Annotated in this window: 21 protein-coding genes; 10 read left to right on the forward strand and 11 right to left on the reverse strand. The window is 74.2% G+C overall.

All coding sequences use genetic code 11. The annotated features are described in order from the left end of the window. Nucleotides 1-34: 34 nt before the first annotated feature. Both Mco01_RS34435 and Mco01_RS34440 read right to left on the reverse strand, forming a co-directional pair. Entirely contained in the window at nt 35-787 is a 753-nt protein-coding gene (locus tag Mco01_RS34435) for a nucleotidyltransferase domain-containing protein (RefSeq protein ID WP_204061000.1), read from the reverse strand. 81 nt (nt 788-868) lie between these two features. Beyond that, nucleotides 869-2083 (reverse strand): quinone oxidoreductase family protein, encoded by a 1215-nt coding sequence (locus Mco01_RS34440; protein WP_204061001.1) that lies wholly within the window; start codon nt 2081-2083, stop codon nt 869-871. Between the two features lie 82 nt (nt 2084-2165). On the opposite strand from Mco01_RS34440, the gene Mco01_RS34445 reads away from it, so the two are divergent. The 3 genes from Mco01_RS34445 (at nt 2166) to Mco01_RS34455 (ending at nt 3774) form a co-directional block, all read left to right on the forward strand. Next, nucleotides 2166-2528, forward strand: coding sequence for an ArsR/SmtB family transcription factor (locus Mco01_RS34445; RefSeq protein ID WP_204061002.1), 363 nt, complete (start codon nt 2166-2168; stop codon nt 2526-2528). Nucleotides 2529-2538: 10 nt separating this feature from the next. After that, nucleotides 2539-3123 (forward strand): GNAT family N-acetyltransferase, encoded by a 585-nt coding sequence (locus Mco01_RS34450; protein WP_204061003.1) that lies wholly within the window; start codon nt 2539-2541, stop codon nt 3121-3123. 78 nt (nt 3124-3201) lie between these two features. After that, nucleotides 3202-3774 (forward strand): hypothetical protein, encoded by a 573-nt coding sequence (locus tag Mco01_RS34455; RefSeq protein ID WP_204061004.1) that lies wholly within the window; start codon nt 3202-3204, stop codon nt 3772-3774. 131 nt (nt 3775-3905) lie between these two features. Here the strand turns inward: Mco01_RS34455 and Mco01_RS34460 are convergent, their stop codons facing one another. Continuing rightward, a complete protein-coding gene (locus tag Mco01_RS34460) occupies nt 3906-5204 on the reverse strand; it encodes a hypothetical protein (RefSeq protein ID WP_204061005.1) in 1299 nt (432 codons plus the stop codon). An 85-nt stretch (nt 5205-5289) separates the two neighbouring features. Continuing rightward, nucleotides 5290-6903: a dolichyl-phosphate-mannose--protein mannosyltransferase gene (locus tag Mco01_RS34465; RefSeq protein WP_204061006.1), complete on the reverse strand. Its 1614-nt coding sequence runs from the start codon at nt 6901-6903 to the stop codon at nt 5290-5292. A 106-nt stretch (nt 6904-7009) separates the two neighbouring features. On the opposite strand from Mco01_RS34465, the gene rsmI reads away from it, so the two are divergent. Beyond that, entirely contained in the window at nt 7010-7831 is an 822-nt protein-coding gene (rsmI, locus tag Mco01_RS34470) for a 16S rRNA (cytidine(1402)-2'-O)-methyltransferase (protein WP_204061007.1), read from the forward strand. A gap of 86 nt (nt 7832-7917) precedes the next feature. Here rsmI and Mco01_RS34475 read toward each other — a convergent pair whose 3' ends face one another. Beyond that, nucleotides 7918-9417, reverse strand: a complete 1500-nt coding sequence (locus Mco01_RS34475) for a hypothetical protein (RefSeq protein ID WP_204061008.1) — start codon at nt 9415-9417, stop codon at nt 7918-7920. A 114-nt stretch (nt 9418-9531) separates the two neighbouring features. Between Mco01_RS34475 and Mco01_RS34480 the strand changes: the two genes are divergently transcribed. Genes Mco01_RS34480 through Mco01_RS34490 form a run of 3 tightly spaced genes read left to right on the forward strand, consistent with a single transcriptional unit; the run spans nt 9532 to nt 13237 of the window. After that, on the forward strand, nt 9532-10731 hold the full coding sequence (locus Mco01_RS34480; RefSeq protein ID WP_239104131.1) for a glycosyltransferase: 1200 nt from the start codon (nt 9532-9534) through the stop codon (nt 10729-10731). 54 nt (nt 10732-10785) lie between these two features. Then, a complete protein-coding gene (metG, locus tag Mco01_RS34485; protein WP_204061010.1) occupies nt 10786-12372 on the forward strand; it encodes a methionine--tRNA ligase in 1587 nt (528 codons plus the stop codon). 10 nt (nt 12373-12382) lie between these two features. Beyond that, the gene (locus tag Mco01_RS34490) at nt 12383-13237 is read left to right on the forward strand and encodes a TatD family hydrolase (RefSeq protein WP_204061011.1); all 855 of its coding nucleotides are present in this window, start codon (nt 12383-12385) and stop codon (nt 13235-13237) included. A 17-nt stretch (nt 13238-13254) separates the two neighbouring features. On the opposite strand, the gene Mco01_RS34495 is transcribed toward Mco01_RS34490, so the two are convergent. Beyond that, on the reverse strand, nt 13255-14694 hold the full coding sequence (locus tag Mco01_RS34495; protein ID WP_204061012.1) for an integrin alpha: 1440 nt from the start codon (nt 14692-14694) through the stop codon (nt 13255-13257). After that, nucleotides 14691-16232 (reverse strand): serine/threonine-protein kinase, encoded by a 1542-nt coding sequence (locus Mco01_RS34500; protein ID WP_204061013.1) that lies wholly within the window; start codon nt 16230-16232, stop codon nt 14691-14693. Before Mco01_RS34500 ends, Mco01_RS34495 begins: the two co-directional genes overlap by 4 nt. A gap of 158 nt (nt 16233-16390) precedes the next feature. Between Mco01_RS34500 and rsmA the strand changes: the two genes are divergently transcribed. Further along, nucleotides 16391-17254, forward strand: coding sequence for a 16S rRNA (adenine(1518)-N(6)/adenine(1519)-N(6))-dimethyltransferase RsmA (rsmA, locus tag Mco01_RS34505; RefSeq protein ID WP_239104132.1), 864 nt, complete (start codon nt 16391-16393; stop codon nt 17252-17254). Nucleotides 17255-17290: 36 nt separating this feature from the next. Here rsmA and Mco01_RS34510 read toward each other — a convergent pair whose 3' ends face one another. Further along, entirely contained in the window at nt 17291-17896 is a 606-nt protein-coding gene (locus tag Mco01_RS34510; RefSeq protein ID WP_204061015.1) for a TIGR03086 family metal-binding protein, read from the reverse strand. Between the two features lie 95 nt (nt 17897-17991). Between Mco01_RS34510 and Mco01_RS34515 the strand changes: the two genes are divergently transcribed. Together Mco01_RS34515 and Mco01_RS34520 are read left to right on the forward strand one after the other, a co-directional pair. Next, on the forward strand, nt 17992-18648 hold the full coding sequence (locus Mco01_RS34515) for a TetR/AcrR family transcriptional regulator (RefSeq protein ID WP_204061016.1): 657 nt from the start codon (nt 17992-17994) through the stop codon (nt 18646-18648). A gap of 75 nt (nt 18649-18723) precedes the next feature. Further along, a complete protein-coding gene (locus tag Mco01_RS34520; protein WP_204061017.1) occupies nt 18724-19752 on the forward strand; it encodes a M4 family metallopeptidase in 1029 nt (342 codons plus the stop codon). Between the two features lie 59 nt (nt 19753-19811). Here the strand turns inward: Mco01_RS34520 and Mco01_RS34525 are convergent, their stop codons facing one another. The 3 genes from Mco01_RS34525 to Mco01_RS34535 are packed head-to-tail and all read right to left on the reverse strand — an operon-like array spanning nt 19812 to nt 23341. After that, nucleotides 19812-21182, reverse strand: coding sequence for a hypothetical protein (locus Mco01_RS34525; protein ID WP_204061018.1), 1371 nt, complete (start codon nt 21180-21182; stop codon nt 19812-19814). Beyond that, nucleotides 21179-21748, reverse strand: a complete 570-nt coding sequence (locus tag Mco01_RS34530) for a hypothetical protein (protein WP_204061019.1) — start codon at nt 21746-21748, stop codon at nt 21179-21181. The genes Mco01_RS34525 and Mco01_RS34530 overlap by 4 nt, the downstream gene beginning before the upstream one ends. A gap of 12 nt (nt 21749-21760) precedes the next feature. Beyond that, on the reverse strand, nt 21761-23341 hold the full coding sequence (locus Mco01_RS34535) for an FG-GAP-like repeat-containing protein (RefSeq protein ID WP_239104134.1): 1581 nt from the start codon (nt 23339-23341) through the stop codon (nt 21761-21763). Between the last annotated feature and the right edge of the window lies 1 nt (nt 23342).

Raw genomic sequence — 23342 nt, forward strand, 5'->3', positions numbered from 1 at the left:
GGCGGTATAGGGGAGGTATAGGCCCTGGTAGACGTCAGTTCGGGCCGTGGCGGAGGACGTGGAGGTCGTCGCCCCAGGCGTCCAGCACCGGACCGTGACCGGCGGCGCGGGCCAGTGGCTCCAGGTCGAGAAAGAGCCGTCGGGCGGTCCGCGGGTCGGCGTCCGACAGGACGGCCTCCAGGAGGGGCAGCAGTCGGTCGTGACGCCACGCGGACGCGTCGAGAGGATGGGTGCGCAGCTCCCACGCCAGGTACTTGTTGTAGGGACGGACCCGGCCTTCGAGGGCGAAGGCGCACGTCAGCAGGGGAGGGATGCTCTCCGCGGCGTCCAGGCGGGCTTCGACGGCCCGCGCGTCGCGGTGGTTCTTCAGCCATCGGTAGACGGCGTTGACGAAGCCGCCCACAGCGTGTGCGGCCGTCTCGCCGGACTCCTCGGCCGACAGCGTCCCCTTGCGGGAGACGAGCTCGCCGACGAGGCCGTCCGGCCGATCCTTCAGCACGTGGGCGTGGGCGAAGGCGTACCTGTTCCACTCCGAGCCCGACCCCGGCATCGCGTGCGTGCGGAACTCCTCCAGCGACATCACCACGACGTCCAGCCGGGAGTCACGACGCTCCTCGGCAACCGTCCCGTCGCCGCTGGTGATGACGTAGACGTCGTAGTCGGAGCGGTGGGTGGCCATGCCGCGCCGTGCCTGCGAGCCGCTGAGGACGGCGCCGGCGACGGCCGGATCCGCCCTGATGCGGGCGACCAGGGCGGAGAACTCCTCGCCGGCCGGGGTCTCCGTCATGCGGGCACTCCACCACCTGGCCGAACAGGGCCGCAACCGAATTTCGGCCGACGGGCACATGCGCGTCGATACGGCAGGGGGTCAGGAGAAGGGACGGCCGACCCTGGCCGCGTACTTGCCCTCGCCCCGGCCCTCGGCCAGGAGCTGGTGGACGGCGGGCACCTCGTCGAGCGAGCCGACCTCGGTGACCGGGACGTCCAGCCGTCCCTCGGCGATCAGGTCCAGCACGCGGCGAAGGGCGGCGGCCACGCGGTGCGGCGCCGTGGCCGACAGGCTGCTGATGCTGAATCCGACGACGCCGATGTTGCCGCTCCTCAGTCTCGCCTGCGACGGAAGCGGGGCCATCGCGCCCCCGCCCGCGTTGCCGAACAGCACGATGCGGGCGCCGGGGGCGGCCACGTCGAGGTCGAGGTCGAGGGTGGCCGTCCCGAGCGGGTCGAGCACCAGGTCGACCCCGCCGCCCGCCGCCGCCTGGATCGCCCCCGCCAGGTCGACCCCACCGCCCGCCGCCGCCCGGATCGCCCCCGCCAGGTCGACCCCGCCACCCGCCGCCGCCCGGATCGCCCCCGCCAGGTCGCCGCCCGCGCGCGTGACGTCCCTGTCGATGCCATGCGCCGCATCGACGCTGCTCGCGCCCCCGCCCACGTCGCCGGACGGCACGATGCGGGCGCCGGGGGCGGCCACGCCTCGCGTCTCCGGCCGTACGCCGGCGTCGTGCCGGGCGACCGCCGCGTCGTAGCCGGCCGAGAGGGCCGCGGCGACCTTGCCGGGACGGCCGACCGTGCCGATCAGCCGCCCGCCGCCGAGAGCCGGGACCAGCCGGGCGACCGCCGAGCCGACGCCGCCGCTCGCCGAGTGGACGAGCACGGTCTCCCCTGCCCTGAAGCGGCCGGCGTCCGTGAGCAGGAGCAGCGCGCTCGCCAGCATCAGCGGGGCCGAGGCCGCGACCTCGGACGGGACGCCGGCAGGCACCGGGACCGTGAGCGCGGCCCGCGCGAGCGCCACCTCGGCCAGCCCGCCGCCGGAGGTGAACGCCGCCACCCGCTGTCCCGGGAACAGGTCCGTGACGCCCGGGCCGACCTCCCGCACCGTGCCCGCGATCTCCTTGCCCGGGACGTACGGCCAGGCGGCGACGTACCCCGGGTCGCCTCTGCGCGCCATCACGTCGAGGAAGTTGATCCCGGCGTGGGCGACGTCGACGGTCACCTCTCCCGGCCCGGGCGTTGGCTCGGCGATCTCCCGGATCTCGGTGCGGTCGGGGCCCTGGGACGGTCCGGTCATCACGAGCGCGCGCATGGCGGTCCTCCTTTTTCGCTGTTCGTCGTACGACGAAAGTCGTACCACACATGTACGATGGATGTCGAAAGAGAGGTGCGGGATGCCCCGAACGCAACGGCGGCGAGCGGCGCTGGTCCATCCGGAGGCCGAGGAGATCGACCTGCTCGACGTACTGCACGCGCTGTCCGACCCGACCCGGATGACCATCGTCCGCACGCTGCGGGCCGAGCCCGAGCGGGCCTGCGGCACCTTCCCCGTGGACGTGGCGCCCTCGACGCTGACCCACCACTTCCGGGTGCTGCGCGAGGCCGGGCTCATCCGCCAGCGCGAGGACGGCAACCGGCGCTGGACGACCCTGCGCCTGGAGGACCTCGACGGCCGCTTCCCCGGCCTGCTCGACACGGTCCTCGCCGCCTACGAGGCGCCCGCAAAACCTGTTGGCCCGGAGGGCGGGGTTACGTGAGCATCGGACGGTGCCGAGCTTTCTGGAGACGGACCGGCTGAGGCTGCGCCGGTTCGCCGAGACCGACCTTGACGACCTCGCCGCCCTGGACGCCGACCCCGCCGTCATGCGCTTCCTGACCGGGGGACGGCCCATCCCCCGCGAGGAGGTCGAGGGACGGATCCTGCCCCGCTTCCTCGGCTACTACGAGCGCTTCAGCGGACTGGGCTACTGGGCGGCCGAGGAGAGGGCCACGGGCGCGTTCCTCGGCTGGTTCGAGTTCCGGCCCCTGGACGAGGACGACCCGGGTGTGGTCGAACTCGGCTACCGCCTCAACCGGGCGGCCTGGGGGAAGGGCTACGCCACCGAGGGCTCCCGCGCGCTGATCGACAAGGGCTTCGCGGAGCTGGGCGTGCGGCGGGTCGTCGCGGTGACGATGGCGGTCAACACCGCGTCCCGACGGGTCATGGAGAAGTGCGGGCTGCGGTACGTCCGGACGTTCCACGAGCGGTGGCCGGACCCCATCGAGGGCTCCGAGCATGGCGAGGTGGAGTACGAGCTGGTCAGGGCCGACTGGGCGGCCCGCGCCGGTACGGTTCATCAGCACATGAAGTGAGATTTCCGGACGAGGAGATCAACGGGACCAGTAGTCTGTGTCGCCGTGCGGAGACGATCTGAGCGGAGGGGCGGAGGCATGCGGGTTGCCACGGTGCTGGTGGGGGCGGCGGTGGCGCTCGCCGTGACGGCGTGTGGCGCGGACGCGCCCGGGGAGCCGTCAGGGGTGGCGAAGCCCGCCGCGTCCGCCGGCGCGCCGGCCGCTTCCGCGAACCCGGCGGCGTCGGGCGACACGGTGGCCCTCGGCACGCTCGTGGCCGACGGGCAGCCCCGCCCGGACATCCCGGTGTTCGCCGTGGCCTGGCCGAAGAGCGACGAGCTCGACAAGATCCAGGAGGGCGCCGACGTCCCCACGAAGGTCGTCGCCCGAGGCAGGACGGACGCCGGCGGCAGATTCCAGCTGCGGCTCGACCCGGCGTCGATCGACCCGCTCTACAAGGAGGACGCCGGCGACGTCCAGATGGAGATCGTCGTGGAGTCCGAGGGCGGGCCGTCCTGGCAGTTCACGGCCACGCAGGGAGACGAGGGCTGGTCCACCGCCGACGCGGAGCCGGGCAAGGACCGGCCGTTCGAGGCGCGGCTGGAGGTCGACGCGGCCACCGGCGAGCTCAAGGTCCAGCGCCTCGACACCACCGTCTCCGCCGAGGGCTGACCCCCGTCCGGCGCTTCGGGGTCCCGCGCCGACGTGAGGCGAGGGCTGACCCTCCGGCGCCCCGGGATCCCGCCCTGACCTGCACCTAGGCGCCTCGGGGTCCCGCGCGACCGCCGGCCGGTGCGCCGACCTCAGCCGAGGCCGGCGTACTGGCGGGGGCGCAGGGCCTGGGCGCGCAGCGCGGCCAGGGCGGCGGAGCGGCCGGGAGAGGTGAGCCGCCACGGAGCGTCCCACGACGAGCTCTCCCGCAGGCCAAGGGCGTCGAGCCGGCGGCGCAGCTCGCCCAGCGGCCCCGCCAGGTCGACGGCCGTCACCTGGCCGCCCGCGGCCGTGCGCCAGCCCTCGCCGTTCACCACCCGCGCGACCCGGTCGCCCAGCTCGGCGTACGGCAGCGAGCCGTTGTCGACGAGGAGCATCAGCGCGCACTCCCGGATGGAGACCTCGAAGTCGTGCTCGCCGGGCGCGGGGGTGAGCAGCGCGGGGGTGACCGCTTCCCACAACCGCTCGGGGTCGTCCAGCAGGGCGCGCCCGGTGGGGGTGAGGACGAGCCTCCTGCCGCTGCGGCGCAACGCCTTGAGCTCCTCGACCGCGATCTCCTTGAGCGCGCCCAGCGGGGCGACGTCGGCCTCTGCGCGTACGGCCCGGCCTGCCGTGGTGTCCCAGCCGAACCGGTCGGCGGCGTCGACGGCCACGGCCCGGGCCAGGTTGAGCCGTTCGGTGAGGCGCAGCCCGCCGCGGGCCAGCCCGAGCAGCCAGCGCACCGGCTCCAGGGACGGCTCGGCGGGCGCCGGGACGGGGGCGTGTAGCCGGACCTCGAACGGCTGGGCCAGCTCGCGCCGCGCGGTGCCGCGCCCGAGCACCCACCGGTTGAGCCGCTCCCCGTGCACCCGGTGCAGCCAGCAGTCGCCGCCCAGCTCGGTGCGGGAGGCGGTGAGCCAGCGCCGGGTCAGCTCCTCGCGGTCGACGGTCTCGCGCGACACGATGGCCAGCTCCAGGGCGGCGGCGCAGGCGACGTGGGCGCCCATCTCCTCCGGGCCCATGATCGAGCTCCACGACAGCTCGGGGATGTCCGGGGGCAGCACGCCGGTGGCCTCGAGCGCGGCCTGGTAGGCGGCGGCCCCGGCCTCCTCGCCCTCCCGCGCGTACGTCCGCAGGATGCGGGCGGTCGAGGGGGAGTCGCACAGGGCGGCGTAGCGGTCCATCCCGCCGAGCCTGAGCAGCTCGCCGAGCGCCCGCGCGATGGTCGTCTGGTCGCCCGGCACCTTGATCGGCAACGTGTACCAGAGGAACTCGCACACGTCGAGCTGGCTGATCGTCTCCAGGGCCTCGCCGCCGGCCAGCCATTCGACGGCCACGCGCGCGGGCTCGGCGATGTCCGGCTCGGAGCGCTCCAGCTGGGCCAGCAGCGCGGCGACGTCAGGTGCAGGCATGACCCGCAGTCTGCCGTATGGAACCCATCGTTGACGACGACCGCGTATCACCGGCGACCACCCCCGCGCCCCACCTTACGGGTGGTCAGATCCACGACGGGAAGAGCATGCGGGCATGCCAGGCGTCGTACGGGATGACCTGGGCGGCGAGGATGGGGTAGAGCCAGCCGAAGTTGACCAGGGCCAGCAGGACGAACGCGCCCACCACGACCGTCCCCAGGACGCGCCGGCCGGGCCGGGCGGCGTCCACCGGCCCCATGATGAGCCCGAACGCCAGCACGATCGCGAGCACCATGAACGGCACCATCGGCATGGCGTAGAACAGGAACATCGTCCGGTTGTCGGCGAGCGAGAAGTAGAACCAGGGCAGCCAGCCGAAGGCGTAGCCGACGAGCACCGCACCGGCGCGCCAGTCCCGGGTGGCCACGTACCACGCGATCATGGCGATCAGCGCGATCAGGCCGCCGAACCAGATGACCGGCGTGCCCACGCCGAGCACGGCCGACGAGCAGGAGGGCGCTCCGCAGGTCTTGGGCGACTCGTAGAAGAAGGCCACAGGGCGCAGCAGCAGCGGCCACTGCCAGGGCCTCGACTGGTACGGGTGGGTGGACTCCAGGCCGGTGTGGAAGCTGAGGACCTGCCGCTGATAGTCGATCCACGACGCGAACGAACTGGTGACGAAGCGCAGCGGGCCGCCGGAGGTGGCGTCGGCCCAGTTGCGGGCGTACCCCTTGTCGCCGACGAACCACCCGGTGAACGACACCACGTAGGTGACCACGGGCACCACGGCGGTCCAGGCGGCGGCCAGTGGGAGGTCGCGGCGGAGCACCGCCAGGTACGGACGCCTGACTCCGGCCGCCCGCCGGGCCCCGATGTCCCACGCGAGCGACATGATCGCGAAAGCGATGATGTAGAGGACGCCGGTCCACTTGGTGGCCGTCGCCGCGCCGAGGCACAGGCCCGCCGCGAGCCGCCAGGGCCGCCAGCCGAGCGACGGGCCCCACCCGTCGGCCGACGCGGCCGCGCTCTCGTACCAGTCGGCCATCCGGCGCCGCGCCCAGTCGCGGTCGGCGACCAGGCACGCGAACGCGGCGAGCACCCAGAACATCAGGAAGATGTCGAGCAGCGCCGTGCGGGAGAGCACGAAGTGGAGGCCGTCGAGGGCCAGCAGGAACCCGGCCGCGCACCCGAGCAGCGTGGACCTGGTCATCCGGCGGGCCGTCCTCGCCAGGATGAGGATCGACAGCGAGCCGAGCAGCGCGGCGGCGAAGCGCCAGCCGTACGGGTTGAGGCCGAAGATCATCTCACCGACGCCGATCAGCCACTTGCCGAGCGGCGGATGCACCACGTAGGAGGCGCACTGGTCGACCTGGGCGCACTGCTTGAAGATGTTCTGGTTGCCGGCCAGCATCAGCTTGTCGGCGCCCTCGACGAACTGCCGCTCGACGCCGTACCTGATCGTGGCGAACGCGTCCTTCGCGTAGTAGGTCTCGTCGAAGACCACCGCGTCGGGCGTGCCCAGGTGGATGAACCGCAGGACGGCGCCGAACAGGGCGACGGCGATCGGGCCGATCCACCCCCACATGCCACTACCGGGCAGCGCGGGGACGAACCTGTCCCGCACGGACGGCGGAGGCGCGTCCTCCGGGCCCTCCTCGGGCTGCTCGAACGGCTTGTGTGAGAAGTCGGTCACGGCCACCCGGACAGAGTACTGGCGAGGCACCCGCGCGAACACGGCCTACGCGCCGATTGTGGATATCCGGCCTTTCGCCGATGAACGTTTCACACAGCCATAGGGTGGATGGGTGCTGATTCTCGCCGGAGCCCCTATCGGCAGGCCAGGGGACGCGTCGCCGCGGCTCCGCGAGGTGCTCGGAGCGGCCGACGTGATCGCGGCCGAGGACACCCGCAGGCTGCGCAGGCTCGCGTCCGACCTCGACGTGGCCCTCACGGGCCGGATCGTCTCCTACTACGACGCGAACGAGTCCGCTCGCGCCGAGGAACTGGTGGAGGCCCTGATCCAGGGGCAGGACGTCGTGGTGATCACCGACGCCGGGATGCCGGGCGTGTCCGACCCCGGCTACCGCCTGACCCGCCTCGCCGTCGAGGCGGGGATTGCGGTCACCGCGCTGCCCGGCCCGTCGGCCGTCACGACCGCCCTCGCCGTGTCGGGCCTGCCAAGCGACCGGTTCTGCTTCGAGGGCTTCCCGCCGCGCAAGCCGGGGGAGCGCGCCCGGCGGTTCGCCGCCATGGCCGCCGAGGAGCGGACGATGGTGTTCTTCGAGGCGCCGCACCGGCTCCACGCCTGCCTGGAGGCGATGGCCGAGGCGTTCGGGCCTGACCGGCCCGCCGCCGTCTGCCGCGAGCTGACCAAGACCTACGAGGAGGTGCGGCGCGGCGGCCTCGGCGAGCTGGCCGCGTGGGCGGCGGGCGAGGTCAGGGGCGAGATCACGCTGGTCGTGGGCGGGCGCGAGCCGGACCTCACGCCGCCGAGCCTCGACGACCTGGTCGGCGAGGTGGCCCGCCTGGAGGCGTCGGGCGTGCCGCGCAAGAACGCGATCGCCGACGTGGCCCGGGCGGCCGGCGTCCCCAAACGCGACGTGTACAACGCCGTCCACGCCGTCTGAGCCCCCCGCACCCGGCCGGCCCCCGCGCACGCCCCGCTGCCGCGCACGGCCGGCCGCCGCGCGGGTAAGGCCGGACGTACTGCGGGTCAGGCGGGCTCGGGGACGGCGGCGGCGGCGGGCGGCTCGACCGCCTCGGGACGCGGGCGGCGCAGGCCGGCGAGCGCGATGGCGGCGGCCATGCACGCCAGCGGCACCGCCGGGAGCAGGTAGCGGTAGTCGAACTCGGCCGTCGCGGCCGGGGCGAGGACGAGCCCCACCGCGCCGAGCCACGGCAGCAGCGCCGGCCCGCCGAGCTCGCGCCACCGCACGGCCACGCCGTACAGGCCGACGAGCAGCAGCACCCCCAGCACGATGCCGGGCAGGCGCACCACCTTCTGGTAGCCGACCATGATGTCGTACCAGGGCGAGACGACGTGGGTGGCGGCCGGCCCGTTCTCGTACGCCTCGGCGTCCCGGTCCGTCGTGCTGTGGTAGGAGCTCCACGCCGGCAGCTTCCGCGTGTACTCGTTGCGGAACTCGTACTGCAGGAACGTCTTGGCGTCCGGGAACTGCGGGCGGTCCCAGCGGAAGGCGCGGAAGAAGTCCTTGGCGACCCCCGCGACGTAGTCGCCGGGCTGGGAGAGGATCGCCCGCTTCGCGAACGTGCTCGCGTCGGCGTTGATCTGCGGCGTGAACTTCATGCCTGAGCCGAAGACGTGGAGCTGGTTCTGCTCGTCCCACCACAGGTACGCCTGGGCCGACGGGGCCCGCTTGTCCGGCGGCGTGTTGATGCACAGCAGCGCGAGCTCGAGCTCCTTGCGGGAGTCGATGTTCATCTTGTGGCAGTCGGCGAACAGCGCGGTGCGCATGTAGAGGATGACGCCGTCGCTGTTGGTCATCGCGAACTGGCCGTTCACCGCCTTGAACCAGCTCATGTACCCCAGGACCGGGACGGCGCAGGCCACGACCATCGCGACGACGGGCCGCCAGCCGGCCCGCTTCACCACCAGGTAGGCCACGATCAGCACGAGGATCGGCAGGCCGATGCTCCGGGTCAGCGCGGTCAGCGCGAGCAGCAGCCCGACGACGGCCCCGGTCTTCCACGACATCGTCCGGTGCCACAGGACGAGCGTGACGACGCCCACCACCAGCAGGATGAACATCGTGTCCGACATGACCAGCTGTTCCAGCTCGATCTGGTACGCGTCGAACAGGACGGGGGCGGCCGCGAGGGTCGCCCCCCAAGCTGGGATGCCAAATCTCTTGGTCAGCAACGCATAGATCGTCACGGCCGCCGCGAGACCCATGACGTGCTGAGTGAAGACGACGAGCCCGAAACTGTGGAATGGCTTGAGGATCAACAGCCAGAAGCTGTACCCGTCGGGCCTGATCGGGTGCGGCCGTGGGCGCAGCGCGACCGACACGTAGTCGTAGGAGTCGTTGAACCACATGGCCGGGCCGAACCCGAGCATGGTGACGACCCTGAGCACGGCCGCTGCCGCGCAGGTCAGCGCGAAGACCCGGTGACGGCGCAGGAGCGCGACCGCGCGCTTCCAACGGCCGACCGGGGAGGCGTCCACTGAAGGAGGATCCGCGACCGCGACCATGGTTACAGAATGCCAGCCGTTTTGTGGACTTGACTCGGGCCCTACGGGGAAGCGGGCATCATTGGTGTCCTGCCGTCATATGCGAGGAGTTGCGACGTGGAACTTACCGTTGTCATGCCATGCCTCAATGAGGCCGAGACCGTTGAGATCTGTGTGCGCAAGGCCCTCACCAGCATGCGCGAGCACGGGATCGACGGCGAGGTGGTGATCGCCGACAACGGCAGCACCGACGGGTCGCAGCAGCTCGCGCGCGACGCGGGCGCCCGTGTCGTCCACGTTGACGAGAAGGGGTACGGCAACGCCCTGATCGGCGGCGTCCGGGCCGCCCGTGGCAAGTACGTCATCATGGGCGACGCCGACGACTCCTATGACTTCACGAACCTGCTGCCGTTCGTCGAGCAGCTGCGCGACGGCGCGGAGCTGGTGATGGGCAACCGGTTCCGCGGCGGCATCGCGCCGGGCGCCATGCCCCCGCTCCACCGCTACCTCGGCAACCCGGTCCTGTCGTTCATCGGCCGGCTGTTCTTCCCGAGCGAGATCGGCGACTTCCACTGCGGCCTGCGTGGCTTCCGCCGCGACTCGATCCTGCGGCTCGGCCTGCAGACCGGCGGCATGGAGTTCGCCTCCGAGATGGTCGTCAAGGCCACGCTGCAGGGCCTGGACGTCCGCGAGGTGCCGACGACGCTGTCGCCCGACGGCCGCTCCCGCCCGCCGCACCTGCGCTCCTGGCGGGACGGCTGGCGTCACCTGCGCTTCCTGCTGCTGTACAGCCCCCGCTGGCTGTTCTTCATCCCGGGCCTGGTCCTGATGAGCCTCGGCCTGCTGGCCGGCGCGGCGCTGACGTTCGGCCCGGTCTACATCGGCAAGCTCGCCTTCGACGTCGACACCCTCGTCGGCGCGTCGGCGATGGTGGTGATCGGCTTCCAGGCCGTGCTGTTCGCGCTGTTCACCAAGGTGTACGCGGCCGAGGAGGGCTTCCTGCCGGAGGACCGGCGCATCCGCAAGCTCGTCGACATCGTCACGCTGGAGAAGGGCCTGCTCGCGGGCGGCGCCCTGGCCATCGCCGGTCTCGCCGGCCTCGGCGCCTCGCTCGCCCACTGGGGCGGCCGCAACTTCGGCGAGCTGATCCCGGCCGAGTCGCTGCGCCTGGTCGTGCCGTCGGCCACCGCGTTCGTCATGAGCTTCCAGACGATCTTCGCGTCGCTGTTCATCAGCATCCTCGGCATCCGCCGTTCCCGGGAGACCCCGGCGGACATCGCGGCGTCCGCCGCCGAGGAGGCCGCGCAGGCCGTCAACCGCGAGTCGGTGGCCTGACCACCGGCCGTTTACCCAGGGGAGGCATCCCCCGCGGGCCGATAGGATTCGCACATGGCGGCTACAGGAACGACTGCATCCGGGGAGTCGGCGTTCTACGTCTCGACGCCGATCTACTACGTCAACGACGCCCCGCACCTGGGCCACGCCTACACGACCGTCGCGGGTGACGTCCTCACCCGCTGGCACCGTCAGCGTGGCGAGAAGGTGTGGTATCTCACCGGCACGGACGAGCATGGTCAGAAGATCATGCGTACGGCCGAGGCGAACGGCGTGACTCCCCAGGAGTGGTGCGACAAGCTCGTCGAGGAGTCCTGGAAGCCGCTCTGGGAGCACCTCCAGATCGCCAACGACGACTTCATCCGCACCACCGAGCCGCGGCACACCGAACGCGTGCAGGAGTTCGTGCAGGACCTGTACGACAAGGGCGAGATCTACAAGGGCGGCTACGAAGGGCCGTACTGCGTGCCCTGCGAGGAGTACAAGTCGCCGGGCGAGCTCCTCGAGGGCGACCTGTGCCCCATCCACAAGCGGCCGGTCGAGTGGCTGAAGGAGGAGAACTACTTCTTCCGGCTCTCCGACTACGGTCCTCGCCTGCTGGAGTTCTACGAGGCCAACCCGGACTTCATCCAGCCGGCCTCGGCACGCAACGAGGTCGTCCAGTTCGTCCGGCAGGGCCTCCAGGACCTGTCGATCTCCCGTTCCACGTTCGACTGGGGCATCCCGATCCCGTGGGACCCCAAGCACGTCATCTACGTGTGGATCGACGCGCTGCTCAACTACGCGACCGCCGTCGGGTACGGCGCCGACCAGGCCAAGTTCGACACCACCTGGCCGGCCGACGTCCACCTGGTGGGCAAGGACATCCTCCGGTTCCACGCGGTCATCTGGCCGGCCATGCTCATGGCGAACGGACTGTCGCTGCCGGGCCGGGTCTTCGCCAACGGCTGGCTCATGGTCGGCGGCGAGAAGATGAGCAAGTCGAACCTCACCGGCATCTCGCCCCGCGAGCTGACCGGCCACTTCGGCGTCGACGCCTACCGCTACTACTTCCTGCGGGCGATCCCGTTCGGGCAGGACGGCTCGTTCTCCTGGGAGGACTTCACCGCCCGCTACACCTCCGAGCTGGCCAACGACTTCGGCAACCTCGCCTCGCGGGTGGCCGCCATGGTGGGCAAGTACTTCGACGGCACACTGCCCGAGGCCACGGACGCCGGTCCCGCGGAGCAGGCGATCGCGGACGGGCTGGCCGCGGCGGTCGCCCGGGCGGACGTCATGATCGGCGATCACCTCGACTTCGCGGGCGGCCTCGGCGCCGTCTTCGACTTCGTGAAGCAGGTCAACGGCTACCTGAGCGAGCAGGCCCCGTGGAAGGTCGCCAAGGACGACTCGCCCGAGGGCCAGGCGCGCCTGGCGACGATCCTCTACACGGCGGCGGAGTCGCTGCGCGCGATCGCGGTCCTGCTCAACCCGGTCATGCCCACGACGAGCGCCAAGCTCTGGGCGTCGCTGGGAGCCGAGCCGCATCTCGGCGCCCTCGCGGCCCAGCGCATCGCGGACGCCGCCACCTGGGGCCGGCTGCCCGCCGGGGCCGAGATCGTCAAGGGCGAGATCCTCTTCCCGCGCCTCGAGAGCGCCTGACGGGCCGGTCGTGAGCGAGCTCCCACCGCCGCCCGAGCCGCTGCCGGGCGAGGTGTTCGACAGCCACTGCCACCTGGACATCATGGTCGGCAGACGGCAGGCCTCGTCCGGCGACCCCGTGGCGCTGGCCGCCCAGGCGGCCGCCGCCACGGTCGAGTCGATCCTCGACGAGGCGCGGGCGGTCGGCGTGACGCGGCTCGTCACCGTCGGGTACGACCTGCCCTCGTCCCGATGGAACGCCGAGACGGCCGGCGACCACCGCGACGTCTACGCGGGCGTGGCCATCCACCCCAACGAGGCGCACGCGGCGACGCCTGAGGTGCTCGCGGAGATCGAGGAGCTCGCCCGCCTGCCCCACGTACGGGCCGTGGGGGAGACCGGGCTCGACTACTTCCGCGACTGGGCGTCGCGGGAGGACCAGCACGCGAGCTTCCGCGCGCACATCGAGATCGCCAAGCGCACCGGCAGGGCGCTGGTGATCCACGACCGTGACGCGCACGACGACGTGATCGCCGTGCTGGCCGACCAGGGCGCTCCCGACGTCGTGGTGTTCCACAGCTTCTCCGGCGACGCCGAGCTGGCCAAGCAGTGCGCCGAGGCCGGCTACTACATGTCGTTCTCGGGCCCCGTGACGTACAAGAACGCCGGTTACCTGCGGGAGGCGGCGCGGGTGGCCCCGGCCGAGCTGGTGCTGGTCGAGACCGACGCACCCTACCTGCCGCCGACGCCCCACCGGGGCAGGCCGAACGCGCCGTACCTGATCCCGCTGACGCTCCGCTGCCTGGCCGAGGTCAAGGGGATGGACGTGGCGGCGCTCGCCGCCGCCGTCAGCGCCAACGGCGAACGGGCCTTCGGCGCCTGGTGACGGTCGCGGGCGCGGCGTCAGCCCGCGACGGCGGCGCCGAGATCGGCTGACGACACGCCCGTCCCCGGCGGCCGGTAGGTCGCGCGCCCGCCGTCCAGGAGGGCGACGGCGCCCGTCGGCCCGTGGTCGGGGGCGCCCGCGAGCAGCGTGCGGCCGGGCGTGAAAGGCGTGGCGCCGCCCACGTCCGTGACGGCCGCGCCCAGGTGCTCGTACGCGGCGCTCCCCACGGCGAGCTGCCTGCCGCCGCTTCCCGCGACGAGCTGACCGTTCGCGGCGCTCTGACCGGCGTCGGCGAACGCGCGCACCACCCCGGCCTCCCGCGCCGGCCCGGACGGCGCGTAGGGGGCGCCGGCGGCGAGCGACAGGACGCCGCCCGCGTCCCACCAGGCGAGGCTCCAGGCGGACACGGGGCCGAGGGCGCGCAACGGCGCCAGCTGCCCGGCGCCCCTGCGGACGAACACCTGCACGAGGCCGGAGTCCTTCGTGTCGCCGTCCGTCAGCGGCGCGGTCGCGGCCAGGTAGCCGTCGCCCTTCCACTCCGCGTAGTCGAGCGCGTAGCCGAACCGGTCGCCCGAGCTCTCCCGTACCGCGTCGGTGGCCTGGCGCAGGTCCCACTTGACGCTCCCGTAGTGCCCGCGGGCCGTGATCACGTCGAAGACGACGCCTACCATGCCCGCGTCGATCCTTCCGGTGTCGACCTGCCTGCCCGCGCCGTCGTCGTTCTCGTACGGCACGCCCACGGCGAGGTCGAGGTCGTCAGGCCTGCCGCCGAGACGGCCGAGGGCGACCGCCCAGCCGTACATGTCGCCGGCCTCGCTGTTGCCGATGACGCCGTCGGAGTCCTGGGTGATCCTCGCGAGCCGTTCCGGGGTCTCCCGCACCCGGAACAGGTCGATGGCCCCCGAGTCCCGCTCTCCGTCGCTGTCGGCGTGCGGGACCCCGACGGCCACGAGCGCGCCGCCCTCGCCGAGCTCGGCCGCGGCGACCGACCAGCCGAAGTGCGCGTCCCGCTCGGGATCGGGGCGCAGGGCCGCCACCCGGGGCGTGCCCGAGGGGGTGCCGAAGACGACGTAGGCCGCCCCCGCATCTCGCGTGCCGTCCTGGTCGGCGTACGGCGCGCCGACGATGACGTCCAGGCACCGGTCGGCGTCCACATGGGCGGTGCGCACCGACCACCCGAAGGCGGCCCCGGCGGAGGGGACGGGGGCGTGCAGCGCCAGCACGCCCCCGCGACCCGCGTCGAGGAGCACGTGGACGGCGCCCGCCCCCGCGAGGCCGCCCACCCCGGCGAACGGGTCCCCGGCGACGGCGTCGTCGGTGCCGTCGCCGTCGAAGTCGGCGGCGCCCGCCCCCGCGCAGCCGTCCGTGCGGGCGAGGGCCGGGGACGCCCCGGCGGGCGGGAGGGCGGCGAACAGGATCAGGGCGGCGACGGCGGCCAGCACGGACGGCCGCCTCACAGCCGCACCTCCACGCCTCGAGCGACCACCAGGGTCGCGGGCCGCCGGCCCGGAGGGAGGTCGAAGACCAGCACGCCGTCGGCCCGAGCGCCCGGGGCGACGGCGTCGGGGAAGGCGGTCGACGCGGCCTCGGCCGGGTGGTCCGCGCCCCGGTCGTCCACGAGGCGCGGGGAGGATGCCGCGAACGCGGCCTCGTCCCCGCCCAGGTTCAGGAGCGTCCACGTGACCACGCAGAGGCCGCCCTCCCGCGCCGTCACGGCGCCGTACGACGTGAGGCCGCAGCGGGGGGCCGCCGGGACGATCAGCTGGAGGTCGTAGCCGCCGGTGTGGATGCGTCGTCCGACGTCCGGGCCCGGGGTGGCCGCCGGGCCTGCCGCCGTGCCGGCCGTCGGCGGCCGGATGGCTCCGGCCGACCGGCCCGCTCCTCCGGTCGCCCTGACGAGCACCGCGACCGAGACGCTCAGGGCGACCGCCACGGCGGCCGCGGCCAGCAGCCAGCGGCCGCCCCGTGACCGCCGCCGCGCGGGCGGAGGAGCGGTGGGCGGAGTCCCGGCGCCCGGGGAGAGCTGCCGGGGGTCCGTCGCCGCGGACGCCGGGTCGATCAGCGTCTGCGCGGCGGCGACGTCACGCCGGCGTTCCGCGACGTTCGGCGGCGGCTCCCAGGACCGGGTGAGCGCCTCGGTGGCCGCGGCGGCGGGCGACGCGGCGCCGGGCACGACACCGCTCACGAGGGCGATGAGCAGATCCTGGGCCGACGGCCGCCGGGCGGGGTCGGAGGCGGTCGCCCGGTGGGCGAGCTCGCCGAGCGGCGCGGGCAGCGTGCCGAGGTCGGGCCGCGAGTTGAGCACACGGGCCGCCAGCGTGACGAGGTCGCCCCGGCCGAAGGGGTGGCGGCCGGTCCCGGCGTAGGCCACGAGGCAGCCCCAGGCGAAGACGTCCGCCGCCGGGGTCACCTCCTCGCCCCGCACCTGCTCGGGCGCCCACCACCCGGGGCTTCCGAGGAGCTCGCCCGACTGGGTGAAGCTGTGGCTCGTGTCCAGGGCCCGGGCGATGCCGAAGTCGATCACCCTCGGTCCCGTCAGGGACAGGATGACGTTGGCCGGCTTCAGGTCGCGGTGGACGAGCCCCGCCACGTGGATGGCCGCGAGGGCCGCCGCCACGCCGAGGGCCACGCCGTGCAGCGGGCCCGGCTCCAGCGGGCCGTACCGGTCGATCTGCCGCGACAGCGGCGTCCCCGCGATGTACTCGGTGACCATGTACGGCGTGCCGTCGGCGGCGTCGCCGTTGTCGAGGACCTGGGCCGTGCAGAACGAGGCGACCCTGCGGGCGTTGCCGACCTCGGCGTGGAAGCGGGCGGCGAAGTCCTCGTCGAGCGCGAACTGCGCCTTCACCACCTTGACCGCGACGAGCCGGCCGCCGGGGGCCACGGCGAGGTACACCGTCCCCATCCCGCCCTCGCCGAGCCGGCCGAGCAGCCGGTACGGTCCGACGGCCGGCGGGTCCTGGGGGCGCAGGGGCTCTGCACCGGTGGGATCCATGGGCGGGTCTCCTTGGGGCGCGGCGCCGCGCGTCGCCACATTATCCACGTCAGCTCCCTCCGTACACCGGCCGTTCGTCGCCGAAGACGGAAAGGATGGCAAGCCCGGCGCGGATCCGCCGCGTAATTCGACACGCTCGCATGCACGACACTGGATGCATGAGTCTGCTCGGGCCGGTGGAAGTGCGCGCGTTGGCGGAGAAGCTCGACCTCAGGCCGACGAAGAAGCTGGGGCAGAACTTCGTGATCGACGGCGGCACGGTCCGCCGGATCGTCCGGGTGGCCGGGGTCGCCCCGCACGACGTGGCCATCGAGATCGGGCCCGGGCTCGGATCGCTCACGCTCGCGCTGCTCCCCGAGGTCGCGCGGGTCGTCGCCGTCGAGATCGACCCGGTCCTCGCCGCCCAGCTGCCGCTGACCGTGGCCGAGCGCGCCCCGGAGGCGGCCGATCGGCTGACCGTCGTCCGGGCCGACGCGCTCCGGATCGGGCCGCAGGACCTGGGGGCCGCCCCCACCGTGCTCGTGGCCAACCTGCCGTACAACGTGTCCGTGCCCGTCGTGCTCCACCTGCTGGAGACGCTGCCGTCGCTGCGACGCGGGCTGGTGATGGTGCAGGCCGAGGTGGCCGACCGGCTGGCCGCGACTCCCGGATCGAAGATCTACGGCATCCCGTCCGTCAAGGCGGCCTGGTACGCCGACGTGCGCCGAGCCGGGCCGGTCGGCCGCAACGTCTTCTGGCCCGCGCCCAACGTCGACTCCGGCCTGGTCTCCCTCGTCCGGCGCGATCCCCCGGTCACGACGGCGAGCCGCGAGGAGGTCTTCGCCGCTGTCGACGCCGCGTTCGCCCAGCGCCGCAAGACCCTGCGCGCCGCCCTCGCGTCGTGGGCCGGCACGGCCGCCGCGGCCGAGGAGGCCCTGGTCGCGGCGGGCGTCGACCCGTCGGCCCGGGGGGAGCAGCTCGGCGTCGAGGACTTCGCCCGCATCGCCGAGCACCGCCGGGCCGCCGCCCCGTCCACGCCCTGACCCGTACGGCGGACACCGGGGCCGGGTGCGGAGACGTCACCCGGCGGGAGTCCAGGTGGGGCAACGGCCCAGGTACGACAGCAGGGCCGCCGCCTCCCCGGCCTCGGGCCCCGCGTCGAGCGCCGGGGCGTACGCGCCGTACGCGCGCAGCGGTTCGACGACGGCGGCCGCGACCGTCATGAGCGACCGGGCCGCCTCCTCCGACAGCGGCGAGGGCTGCCCGGTGGCCACCGCGATGTCCCAGGCGTGGACCGCGGCGTCGAGCGCGCACGCCCCGCCCGCGAGCCAGGCCGGCAGCGGACCGTGGGGCAGCGGGGTCGGCACGCCCTCGTCCCCGTCGCCCACACCGGCCCAGGCCGCGGCCGACGTCTCCAGGGCCCGAGCCAGATAGGCGACCGGGTCGCCGTCGAGACGGCCCGACGGGGCGAACGGGTCCTCCGACGGCCAGGCACCTCCGGTGATCGCCGCGGCGAACGCGATCTGGTCGCCCGTCGCGTGCTGCAGCACCTGCGTGACCGACCACTTCTCGCAGGGCGTGGGCAGGTTCCAGCCGTCCGGGCCGACGGCCGCCACGGTCCGGCGCAGGGCGTCGTGGGCCTCCGCCAGCAGACCCCGCCAGTTCCCCACCGTGTTCTCGCTCATGGTCGATCCCTTCCGCCAACTTCGGAACGGAGTGTTCCGCTCTGATAAGAGCATAGCAGAACGGAACGATCCGTTCCACTGTTACGCTGGCGAACATGACCGAGACCGAGCCGGCCCGGCGGGGACGCGCGGCCCGCAACGACTCCGTGATCCTCGACGCCGCCCGTGCGGTGTTCCTGGAGGACCCGAAGGCGCCGATCGCCGCCGTCGCCGAGCGGGCCGGGGTCGGCATGAGCGCCCTCTACCGGCGGTACGCGGGCAAGGAGGACCTGCTCCGCCGTCTGTGTCACGACGGGCTGCGCCGCTTCATCGCCGAGGCCGAGGCGGCGGACGCCGAGCCCGACGGCTGGGCCGCGTTCACCCGCTTCCTTGAGCGGGTCGTCGAGGCCGACGTCCACTCCCTCACCGTCCACCTGGCGGGGACGTTCACCCCGACGCCGGAGATGCGCCGGGACGCCGAGCGGGCGGGGGCGCTCGGCGCGGCCCTGGCCGGGCGCGCCGCCGCAAGTGGACGGCTCCGGCGGGACGTGGTGACCGGCGACGTGGGGCTCGTCCTCGAAGGGTGCGCCGCGATCCGCGTCCCCGACCCCGGCCGCACCCGTGAGCTGCGCCTGCGTCACCTCGCGATGCTGCTCGACGGCATGGCGGCCGCGGACGCCCCGGCTCTGCCCGGCCCGCCCCCGGCCCCCGGCGAGCTCGACTGGCGCTGGCGCCGCTCTCCCGGTGCCGATCCCGTATCGGCCGCGGAATAGGCGTATGAGGGCTTGCGGGCGATATGGGTCGCGGATCTAGTGTTGGGGCTTCCGCGCTCTTCGACGGAGGATCCAATGCCGCGCACCCCCCTTGTGATCATGAGCCTCACCGGCGCCCTGACCCTGGCCGCCGCAGCCGCGCCGGCCGTGGCCGCCGCGGACCCCTACACGGCCACGGCCACCGGAACGGTCTTCGCCCCCAACCCCGTCCAGCAGCTCGGCCTGCAGACGCTCACCGACGCCAAGGACGCCGACCTGCCGGTCTTCGCGCCCGCCTACCGGACCGTGACGCTGACCGACCTCGACGGATCGGGCACGCTCACGGGCCGTTACGTACGGGTCAAGAGCGGGACCGGAGCGGCCGCCCGCGCCACGGGCGGCGCCTTCCCCGCCTATCACCGGGACGCCGACCAGTTCGAGCAGGTCATGGGCTACTACTGGGTGACCGCCGCGCAGCGGTACATCCAGTCGCTCGGGTTCGGCGGTTCGCTGCGCCCGGTCAACCAGCGGCAGATCGAGCTGCGCATCGACCAGTACGGCGGCGACAACTCCTTCTTCCGCGACGACAAGGCGAACATCTCGCTGGGCAAGGGCGGAGTCGACGACGGCGAGGACGCCGAGGTGATCGTGCACGAGTACGGCCACAGCGTCCAGGACGGCCAGGTCCCCGGCTTCGGCACGACCGCGGAGTCCGGCGCCATCGGTGAGGCGTTCGGCGACTACCTCGCGGTCGCCGTGAGCAGCTGGGCCACGGGAACGCCGACCAGGACCGACGAGGCCTGCGTCGCCGACTGGGACTCGACGAGCTACACGAACGCCCCGCACTGCCTGCGCCGGCTCGACGGGGACAAGCACTACCCGCAGGACGTCGTCGGCGAGGTGCACGCGGACGGCGAGATCTGGTCGCGGGCCCTGTGGGACATCCGCACGGCCCTCGGCGACCGCAGGGCGAGCACGCTGATCATCGAGGCGCAGTTCGCGTTCGCGCCCGACACCACGTTCGCGGCCGCCGCCCAGGCCACCGTCGCCGCCGCCCGGCGCCTGTACGGCTCAGCCGCGGCCGGCGCGGTCACCACCGCCTTCACCGCCCGCGGCATCCTCTGACCGGTCCGGGAAAGCCCGCCCGCGGCGTCCTCCGACCTGCCTGGGAGCCCGGGCGGTGCTCAGCCCATGGAGGCCCCGAAGTCGAGCGCGACGCCCTGCTCGTTGGGCTTGAACCGGGGCCCGATTCCGGCGGACGGAGGGGAGGGGACGAAGCCGTCGCCCGGCGCGAGCCAGATCCTCTCCCCGCCGCCCAGCGGGACGAGCGCGACGGCTCCCGTGGTGCCCCTGTCCGGGGCGCCCACCAGGAGCCATCCGTCGTCGGCCCAGGCCACGGCCCACCCGAACCGGTCGCCGGCGCCGCTCCCGGGCAGGGTCGTCGCCGGGCCGCCGTCCAGCGGGAGCGCGGTCACGGTCCCGGCGGTCCCGCCGTACGGGGCTCCGACGGCGAGCCGGCCGTAGCCCAGGGCCAGCGAGAACCCGAACGCGCCCGTCCCCCGCCACTGCAGGACGGGCCGGGGTTCCCCGTCCGGGGTCACCTCGTACAGGTTCACGGCGTCGACGCCGGGCGCGCTCGCCGCGAGGTAGGCAGGGCCGTCCCCCTCGCCCGTGGCCAGCGCGTAGCCGTACCGCGCCCCGGGCGCCGAGGGTCCGGACAACCGCCACCCACGCGTCGGGCCGGCCGTGGTGACATCCGCCAGGAGGGTCACCGCCCCCGCGTGCGGCACGCCCTGCCCGTCCTGCTGCCGCCCCGCGCCGTCGTCGTCCTCGTACGGCGCGCCCACCACGAGCTCGGGCACGCCCGTGAGGCCGCCGAGGTCCGCCAGGGCCAGCGACCAGCCGAACGCGTCGCCCGCCTCGCCGTTGCCGGGCACGCCGGGGGAGTCCTGGGTGATGCGGCGGGGGGCGTCCCGCACCTCACGGCCGGACAGCCGGAAGAGGTAGACGGCCCCGGAGTCCGCGGCGCCCGGCGCGTCCTCGTGGGGCGCCCCCACCGCCACGAGACCCTTCGCCGCCGCCACCGACCAGCCGAAGTGCCCCCGCCGTCCCGCCTCCGGCGCCGGCAGGACGGTCGTGTCGCGCACGCCGGGCGAGTCCCCCGGCCCGCCCCACAGGATCTGGACGAGGCCGTCGTCGCCGGGGCCGGCCCCGATGGCGGGGGCGTCGGGCTGTCTGAAGGCGTCCACATGAGGGGAGCCGACGACGAGGTCCTCGCAGCCGTCCCCGTCGATGTCGGCGCGGGCCAGCGGGCCCTCCGGGGTGACCGGCACCTGCCCGCGGGTCAGCGCGGCCCGCACGCGCGGCGGGCCGTACTCGTCGAACTTCAGCGCGTACAGCGACCCCACGCCGGGCGAGCGGTACTCCTGCCCGCTCGGATCGGCCACCACGATCTCCGGCGCGCACCTCCGGATCGGAGGATTCACGTGAACGGGGGCCGCGACCAGCGCGGTGAGGAGCGCGGTGAGGAGCGCCGGCGTCCCGGCCGCCCTCACAGCGTCACCCGCACGCCGGGACCCCCGGCGAGCACGGCGCCCTGCAGGCGGACCGGCCTGCGTCCCTTCGGCATGCCGTACGAGAAGGTCAGCCTCACGACCCGCTCGCCGGGCCGCAGGGCCCTGAGGGGGACACCGGACACCCGGACGGCGTAGTGCGCCGTCCCCCGGTCGTCGACGAGATCCGGGAACCGGCCGGCGAGGCGCACGGGATCGGGGCCCGGATTGCCGAAGAGCACGACGAGGCGGCAGGTCTGCCGGTTGGGGTGGCGGACGCCCCTCGCCCAGTTCGGGTAGCCGCAGCCGGGGGTCTGCACGAGCATCCACGGCGCGTCGAACCCGGCCGTGAGCATGAGGCGCCGGCCGATGTCCGTGGGCGGTGGCGGCGGCGCCTGTCCCTGGGCGGCCGAAGCGGTCAGGACGGCTGATGTGGCGGCCAGCACGGCCCCCAGAGCCGCGGTCCGCAGAAGGACGCGCCGGACCGGCGGAGCCGGCCTGCCGGGCACGGCGCCTCGGGCGGCCTGTGGCCTCCCGCCGGGAAGGGTCGGCATGTCGCGAACGTCCACACGTCCTCCGCCTCATCCGGCCACGGCGGCTCCGAAGTCCAGGGCCTCCTCTCCGGTTGGACCCTCTTTCGGGGGGAGAAGTTCGCGGGAACCTCCGCTCGTGGTGGTCTTGGCCGCCTGGGCCCCCCACGACACCCCGGAGGGCGCGCCGGGGCCCGCCGGTCCCGCCGCGGCCACCGTCACCGCCCCCGTCACCCCCCGGTCGGGCGCGCCGACGAGGAGCCGGCCGTCCGGCGTCCCGCTCACGCTCCACCCGAAGTGGTCGTACGGCCGGGGGTCGCGCTCGGTCAGCGTCCGCCGCTCGGGTGGGCCGGCGAGGGCCATGACGTGCGCGGCGCCGCTCTCGGGCGCGCCGGGGAGGCCGCTCCCGGGTGACCCGGCGACCAGGAAGGGCCCGGCGAAGGCCAGCGAGAAGCCGAACCGGTCGCCGGTGCCCGCGACAGCGCCCTCACGCAGCAGGCGGACGAAGCGCGGCCCCGGGCCGGCGGCCTGGAAGAGCAGCACGGCCCCCGCGTCGCGCACGCCGTCCACGTCGGCGTACGGCGCGCCCGCGGCCAGGTGGCCCACGCCGTCGTGTTCGCCGTACGCCAGGCTGTGGCCGAGATGGTCGCCGGCGTGCGCCGCGACCTCGCGGGTGACGGCGGCCAGGTTCCAGCCCACGCCCTGGAACGACCACGGCCGCAGGGACACGTCGTACACGACCGTGATCGCGCCCGTGTCCGGCAGGCCACCCTCCTCCTGGTCCTCGAAGGGCGCGCCCACGGCGAGGTCGATCTGGCCGGGCGCGCCGCCGAGCCGGCCGAGCGCGACCGACCACCCGAACAGGTCGCCCGCCTCGCCGCTGCCCGGCACGCCCGGGGTGTTCTGGGTGATCCGCTGCGGCGGCCCGGCCACGCGCCCGGTGAACCGATAGACGTAGACCGCCCCGGAGTCGGCCACCTCGTCGGCGTCCTCGTACGGCGCGCCGATCGCGACCGTGCCCGCCGCGACCGCGAGCGACCAGCCGAAATGGGCGCCGGTCCGGGCCGCCGGCGCCCGAAGTTCCAGCCGCGTCGTGCCGAGATCGCGGCCGCCCCAGTAGACGTACGCGGCGCCCGCACCCTCGGCCTGGGCCGCGCCCGCCCCGCCGTACGCGAACGGGTCGCCCACCACCAGATCGGCGCAGCCGTCGCCGTCGAGGTCGCCGATGGCGGCGGCCCATCCGGGCGCCCGCGCGTCGAACGCCTCGACGACGGGGTCGAGCGGCGCCCCGGGCCTGCCGCGCAGCAGGTGGAGGCGTCCGCCGCCCGCGCCGGCGCCCTCCGGCCGGGGGGCGAAGGGGTCGCCCGCCACCGCGTCGGCGGCGCCGTCGCCGTCCAGGTCGGACACGGTCGCGCCGCCGCAGCCGCCCGGCGGGGGCGCGGCCGTCGTGCTCACCGCGGCCGTCGCTCCGCTCGTCCCCATGGAGATCGTCGCGCCCATCGAGGCTGTCTCGGCGGCTGTCGTGCTCTTCGTGGCGGCCGAGCTTTCCGTGGCCGTCGCGCCCGGCCAGGCGGGGACGAGCGCCAGGAGCAGCGACGCCCCGGCCGCCGCCCCTGCGAGCCGGGAGAACATC

It is taken from the genome of Microbispora corallina (genome assembly GCF_016863035.1).
GTDB lineage: Bacteria > Actinomycetota > Actinomycetes > Streptosporangiales > Streptosporangiaceae > Microbispora > Microbispora corallina.

Excerpts from the sequence above, each read along its gene's own strand:
- Mco01_RS34435 (WP_204061000.1), bottom strand. The coding sequence starts at position 787 with ATGACGGAGACCCCGGCCGGCGAGGAGTTCTCCGCCCTGGTCGCCCGC.
- Mco01_RS34440 (WP_204061001.1), bottom strand. The coding sequence starts at position 2,083 with ATGCGCGCGCTCGTGATGACCGGACCGTCCCAGGGCCCCGACCGCACC.
- Mco01_RS34445 (WP_204061002.1), top strand. The coding sequence starts at position 2,166 with ATGCCCCGAACGCAACGGCGGCGAGCGGCGCTGGTCCATCCGGAGGCC.
- Mco01_RS34455 (WP_204061004.1), top strand. The coding sequence starts at position 3,202 with ATGCGGGTTGCCACGGTGCTGGTGGGGGCGGCGGTGGCGCTCGCCGTG.
- Mco01_RS34460 (WP_204061005.1), bottom strand. The coding sequence starts at position 5,204 with ATGCCTGCACCTGACGTCGCCGCGCTGCTGGCCCAGCTGGAGCGCTCC.
- Mco01_RS34475 (WP_204061008.1), bottom strand. The coding sequence starts at position 9,417 with ATGGTCGCGGTCGCGGATCCTCCTTCAGTGGACGCCTCCCCGGTCGGC.
- Mco01_RS34480 (WP_239104131.1), top strand. The coding sequence starts at position 9,532 with ATGCCATGCCTCAATGAGGCCGAGACCGTTGAGATCTGTGTGCGCAAG.
- metG (WP_204061010.1), top strand. The coding sequence starts at position 10,786 with ATGGCGGCTACAGGAACGACTGCATCCGGGGAGTCGGCGTTCTACGTC.
- Mco01_RS34500 (WP_204061013.1), bottom strand. The coding sequence starts at position 16,232 with ATGGATCCCACCGGTGCAGAGCCCCTGCGCCCCCAGGACCCGCCGGCC.
- rsmA (WP_239104132.1), top strand. The coding sequence starts at position 16,391 with ATGAGTCTGCTCGGGCCGGTGGAAGTGCGCGCGTTGGCGGAGAAGCTC.
- Mco01_RS34510 (WP_204061015.1), bottom strand. The coding sequence starts at position 17,896 with ATGAGCGAGAACACGGTGGGGAACTGGCGGGGTCTGCTGGCGGAGGCC.
- Mco01_RS34515 (WP_204061016.1), top strand. The coding sequence starts at position 17,992 with ATGACCGAGACCGAGCCGGCCCGGCGGGGACGCGCGGCCCGCAACGAC.
- Mco01_RS34520 (WP_204061017.1), top strand. The coding sequence starts at position 18,724 with ATGCCGCGCACCCCCCTTGTGATCATGAGCCTCACCGGCGCCCTGACC.
- Mco01_RS34535 (WP_239104134.1), bottom strand. The coding sequence starts at position 23,341 with ATGTTCTCCCGGCTCGCAGGGGCGGCGGCCGGGGCGTCGCTGCTCCTG.